A 4,883-nucleotide genomic window follows, 5' to 3' on the forward strand; every position below is an offset into this window, starting at 1 on the left:
GTGGTGTTCGGTGCGAGGATAAAGAAGTGCTTCGACCGTCCTGAGAGATAGAGATAGGCAATGAAAGCGCCCATGAGGCGCGTCTTGCCGACCCCTGTCGCAAGCGCGAAACAGAGCGACGGGAAATCGCGCTCGAAATCCGTCACCGTGGCATAGGTCGCCTTGATTGCGTCAAGTGCGACGACGGGATCAGCGCCCTTGGAAAATTCGATGGTGTTGAGCACGTCCGCCAAGATGTCGAGCGCCTCAGCCTGGGGCGTGCGCAGTGAAAGGCGAGCCTTTATCTGCTGAAGCAGCCGTTGGGAGGTCATGCCTCATCCTCCGCATTGTCAAAAAGCGGCAAGGCTGCCGCTGCGGCTTTGCCGCGCTTCGACGCGTCCGGCTCCGCCACCTCATCGAAATCCACCTTCTCCGGCAGGTTCGCAATTTTTAGCGAATAGTCGTCTCGACCCCATTCGCACTTCGCGAGGATTGAATGAGGAATCTTCTTCACCGTCAGGTTCGGAAAACTGTCTTCCTTCGCGTTAAAGGCCTTGCAGCAAACCAGCAGGCTGCGCTTGGATCCGACTTCCTCCGATAGCTTTTTCAGCGCGTCATAGGTCAGCGACTGGGTCGTCACGAATACGAAATCGCTTTCGGTCGAGTACCCGTGCCGCCAGTATTCGGCCGGGTCTTGGCTGGGCGCATAGGTGAAGCCTAGATGCTTGCAGAGCGCCTCGGCTAGCATGGCAGCATTGTATTCCTTGGATATAACCCAATTGCCGAAACGGTCTTTTTCCAGAAGCGACGGCGCAAGGCGATAGAACCGAAACCCGCCTCCGCCTTCCCATCCGGTCGCTGCCGTTATGCCGCCAGGATCATCGCCATCTATGACTTTCCTCAGCCTCGGGACAATGTGGGTGACAGCATGGTTGCCCAACTCGACCATGATCCAACGACGGCCCATTTTGTGCGCGACTGCCCCCGTGGTCCCGGACCCTGCGAATGAATCGAGGACGAGATCACCGGGACTAGTGGCAATGTGAAGAATCCGCTGAAGCAAGCGCTCGGGTTTTGGAGTGGCGAAGACATCATCCGGATTGAATGCCTTTACCTCGGTTTTGGCCTCATGATTATGCCCGACATCTGAACTTAGCCACACTGTCAGCGGTGGGGTTCCCGTATTCGACAACTCCGAAAGAAAGGTCTTTCGTGATGGCTGTGAAGTGCCGCCTTGTCCAAACCAAATCTCGCTGTTCTCGTCCATCCGTCGCAACGACTCTTCAGAGAATCTTGGAAAGGTTCCTGAAGGGGGCCGCCAAACGAACCCATTCTTGAACTGAAAGCTGAATCCTTTTGCCTTCGCGCTGCCGCTCTTCGCGTGCAGTGGTGTAGCCTTCCATGGACCTTTCGGATGATTGTCCGGATTTGAATATCGTGCATTCATTTCATCAGAGCGGGGCAGGCGATTGGGGGACCAACGTTCTCACTCTTTTGCGTACACCAAAATATGATCGTGGTTGTCGCTGAAATACTTAGCGTCGTTGGAAACGGTATACTTTTTCTGCCAGACTACATTCGCGATAAAATTACCTCTACCAAACACCTCGTCGCACATAACTTTCAGATAATGCGCTTCGTTGTCATCAACGCTCACCCAGAAGGAACCGGTTGGCTCCAATAGATTGTAGAGAAGCTTAATTCGATCGTTTAGTAAATTTAGCCAAAGAGAATGCTCAACACCATCCTGGTATTGCTCAAATGCAGATCCGGTATTATACGGAGGGTCAATAAAAATGCACTTCACCATACCTCCGATCTCGTCTTGGAGGGATTTAAGCGCTAATAGATTATCGGCCTGAATCAGAGAGTTCGCATAAAGATCCCCAGTCTTCTTCTCGCTTGCGATATGCGAGAAATCATCATCTGGAACCAGAATACGTGGTTCGATCGAAGGCGATGAGCCTTTTCCAACCCAAGTTAGTTCTAGTTTTTTTGATCCGTTCATCATTTTTCCGACGTTAAAACCATCCGTATTGCCGCGCGATGGTGCTACCAGTCGCCCCATATCTTTCAGATTGACGTTTCAACCTAGAAAATTCTTTGGACTCCAAATGAAGGAACCCGAGTACGAAGGTGCCTCCAATTTTTGTCCGTTCAAATACGGCGACATACGGTGACCTGCCCAAACTGCCATCTGGATTTTTCGGTCTGAGCCCGACTTTCACCTCAGGAACTTCATCGTTCAGTTGAAGTCGCCACATGTGATTCTGCTGATACCGCATTTTGAGTTTAGCGACAGTCCCTGCCGAGGTTTTGAAATTGAAATATGAATCCTCTCCGCCGTTTGAGGAAAGCCCAAAGAAAAGCGCTTGCTCCGCTTTAAACTCAAGCTCCTTTCCCATCAACGTGATATTGCCACCCTCAATCCAGCACGTTGTGGCGAGCGCTGGATCTACTTCGGTTTGGTCGGAATCTAAAGCTTTCTTTACAGGAGGCTCTTTCTCATTCTTGCCTGTGGTCAGTCGCGCGATAGCGTCTCGGAGCGGTCGAATCTTTAGATAGGTTTGCTCGTATTCGCTCAATTTCTCCGCTGTAAGCTCCTCGCCGATGCTCCACAACTGCGACCAAGCCGCATCAAAGGCTTCAGTAGAATTCTTGCCTCCAGTGCCAATTGCGTTGGCCTCGCAATTCTTACGGAGAGCAGCACGAGTCAGATTGGCCGAACCGACAACTAGGAGGTTGGTCTCTTCCTTCGATGTTGACTTGAAAAAATACAGCTTGGGATGGAACCTCGCATCTTTGCTTGAGAGGCCTGCAACGCGAATTTGCGCTCCAGGAAGAGATTGAATCAACCTGAGAGCTCCGGGTTGGGTGATATAGTCATCTAGCCCCACGAGCCAATGCGTTTCAGGCGCATCCATCATCGTTAATGCGCCAAGCAATTCACGAACTCCCGAGACAGTGGCGTAGGCTGCGGCTACCCAGAACCCTGTACACGGGCGATGTTCACTCCATGCTCTGACTGCATTGCCAAGCGTTTCTGCCGTTCCAGCACTTTGGACTAAGACATCCATAGGCTGCTGCCCCCCGATAGCACCTCCCACCTCACCGTCAGCAATGGTGTTACCTTGGGCGTAATCGCCAGCTTCGCGGCGACCTCGTCGAGTTTGCTGTCGACCTCCTTCCGGATTTCGCGGAGCGTCTGGAAGGTCGACATTTTGAGGTCATCCCGCTCGCCTTCAAGCTTCTTGATCCGGCGTTCTTCCGCTACCTTCTCGACTAGCGGAATCGCCTGATTGGCCCGAAGTGCCCGCCGGGCGTTGCGCGCCTCCAGGTCCAGTTCCCTGACACGTATGTCATTCGATTTTTCGAGATCCTCGGCATAGGCTTCAAGCTTGACGGTTTCCTCTTCGAGCCATTTCCGGTTTTCGTCCTCGGCGGATTTTTGCGCAGCGCCCAACGCTTCCCTGTCGATCCCGGCCATGCGGTTGGCCGGATATTCGGCATCAATCGCCGCGATGGATGCGGGTATCTGGAACAAGCGCTCGGCCGTTTCGGAGGCCAGCACCTGCCCGTCGTCCGTCACGGCCGCAATGACAATGCTATCACGCGATCCCATTGCGGTCTCCGCCTTCAAAAGTGAAACCTTCAGCCAGCCACTCTTGCCGCCGACGTGCTCAAGGTCGGAAAGCCGGGGCTGGCCGTCGGCTCGGTAGACCTTGTAGTCGAAGGCAAGTTTCGTTTCCGGTAGGTCGCGTGTGCGGGCAACCTCGACCAGGCGATCGGCCAGTGTTCCGTCTCCCAAACGAAAAAATTGCCAACCTTGCTCGTCCGCTTGGGGCCAAGCGGTCGACCACGTTTTCCCGTCATGATCGAACCGGGCAATTCCGTCGGTGTGGAATTTCGCTTCCGGAAGCTCGGCGCGCGCCAGCAACCATAGGCGGCGCTCGAAATCGGACATGGTGCGTTCGATTTCCGTTCCCCGCTGCCGGAGCATGTCCACGATCGACGCGTCGAACAGGTCGAACAGTTGCTGGCGGGTCTCGGCCATATCGGCTTTGATCTGCTCTTCAAGCTCGGATTCGAGCTTCTTGAACGCCTCGTCTACCTGCGCTTCTGTCCGGCAACTTTGGACTACGGCCAAGACCTTCCTTTCGAAATCGATGCCAGATTCGATAGAGCCGAGAACCTGATCGCTCGCCCCGAACAGGCCGTCGAACAGGTTGAACTTGAATTTTAGAAGATCGTGAATCCGTTTTTCCGCCTGGTTTTTCAGGTTCAGCATGTTCACGACTGTTACGTCGATCTTCTGGCCGTAACGATGACAACGGCCAATGCGCTGCTCTATGCGCTGGGGATTCCAAGGCAGGTCGAAGTTGATGATCAGGGAACAGAATTGCAGGTTGATGCCTTCCGCGCCGGATTCCGTCGCGATGAGAATCGACTTGTCGTCCGACTTGAAGGCGCTCACGATGGCCGACTTCATGTCCGCGCTTTTCGAACCGGAGACAGCGTCCGTGCCTTCCTTCTCCTTCTTCCAGGCCGCGTAAACCTTCTGGCTCTCCTTGTCGCTGTTGCTACCATTCATCAGCACGATCTGCCCGTCATACCCGCTCTGCGACAGGATTTCAGCAAGGTAGCGCTGTGTACGGACGGACTCGGTGAAGATGACAGCTTTTCGCTTGCCGCCACGCGCGACCACTTCGTCGAGCACGCCCGGAAGCTGGCTAAGAAGCTTGTCGCCTTTCGAGTTAGAGCCGATGGAACGAGCAAGGGCAAGGTAGCCGTCAAGCTCTGCTATCTCGGCGGCCAGTTTCTTCGGATCGATGGCATCGGACGATGCGTCGCCCTCGTCGTCTTTTTCGCCCTGACCATTCTCCGCAGCCAACATAGCGTCGTCC

5 protein-coding genes are annotated in these 4,883 nt (G+C 54.3%); all 5 read right to left on the reverse strand.

What is annotated here, in order from left to right; translation table 11 throughout:
- Positions 1-311: DEAD/DEAH box helicase family protein (locus tag EOA22_RS24290; protein ID WP_164755776.1), on the reverse strand; the 311-nt coding region annotated here is incomplete at its 3' end.
- Positions 308-1,426, reverse strand: coding sequence for a site-specific DNA-methyltransferase (locus EOA22_RS24295; RefSeq protein ID WP_206521329.1), 1,119 nt, complete (start codon positions 1,424-1,426; stop codon positions 308-310). The genes EOA22_RS24295 and EOA22_RS24290, both read right to left, overlap by 4 nt.
- A 39-nt stretch (positions 1,427-1,465) precedes the next feature.
- Positions 1,466-2,047 carry a site-specific DNA-methyltransferase gene (locus EOA22_RS38195; RefSeq protein WP_206521330.1) on the reverse strand — a complete coding sequence of 194 codons (582 nt, stop codon included), beginning with the start codon at positions 2,045-2,047 and terminating at the stop codon, positions 1,466-1,468.
- Positions 2,001-3,056 carry a phospholipase D-like domain-containing protein gene (locus EOA22_RS24300; protein WP_082826468.1) on the reverse strand — a complete coding sequence of 352 codons (1,056 nt, stop codon included), beginning with the start codon at positions 3,054-3,056 and terminating at the stop codon, positions 2,001-2,003. Before EOA22_RS24300 ends, EOA22_RS38195 begins: the two co-directional genes overlap by 47 nt.
- The coding region (locus EOA22_RS24305; RefSeq protein WP_281040782.1) for a helicase-related protein at positions 3,044-4,883 on the reverse strand (1,840 nt) is incomplete at its 5' end. The genes EOA22_RS24300 and EOA22_RS24305, both read right to left, overlap by 13 nt.

Source organism: Mesorhizobium sp. M7A.F.Ca.US.014.04.1.1 (assembly GCF_003998745.1).
In the GTDB taxonomy this organism is placed as follows: Bacteria; Pseudomonadota; Alphaproteobacteria; order Rhizobiales; family Rhizobiaceae; genus Mesorhizobium; species Mesorhizobium ciceri.

What these genes read in the sequence shown, in the direction of transcription:
- EOA22_RS24295 (WP_206521329.1), bottom strand. Translation starts at nt 1,426, where the DNA reads ATGAATGCACGATATTCAAATCCGGACAATCATCCGAAAGGTCCATGG.
- EOA22_RS38195 (WP_206521330.1), bottom strand. Translation starts at nt 2,047, where the DNA reads ATGGGGCGACTGGTAGCACCATCGCGCGGCAATACGGATGGTTTTAAC.
- EOA22_RS24300 (WP_082826468.1), bottom strand. Translation starts at nt 3,056, where the DNA reads ATGGATGTCTTAGTCCAAAGTGCTGGAACGGCAGAAACGCTTGGCAAT.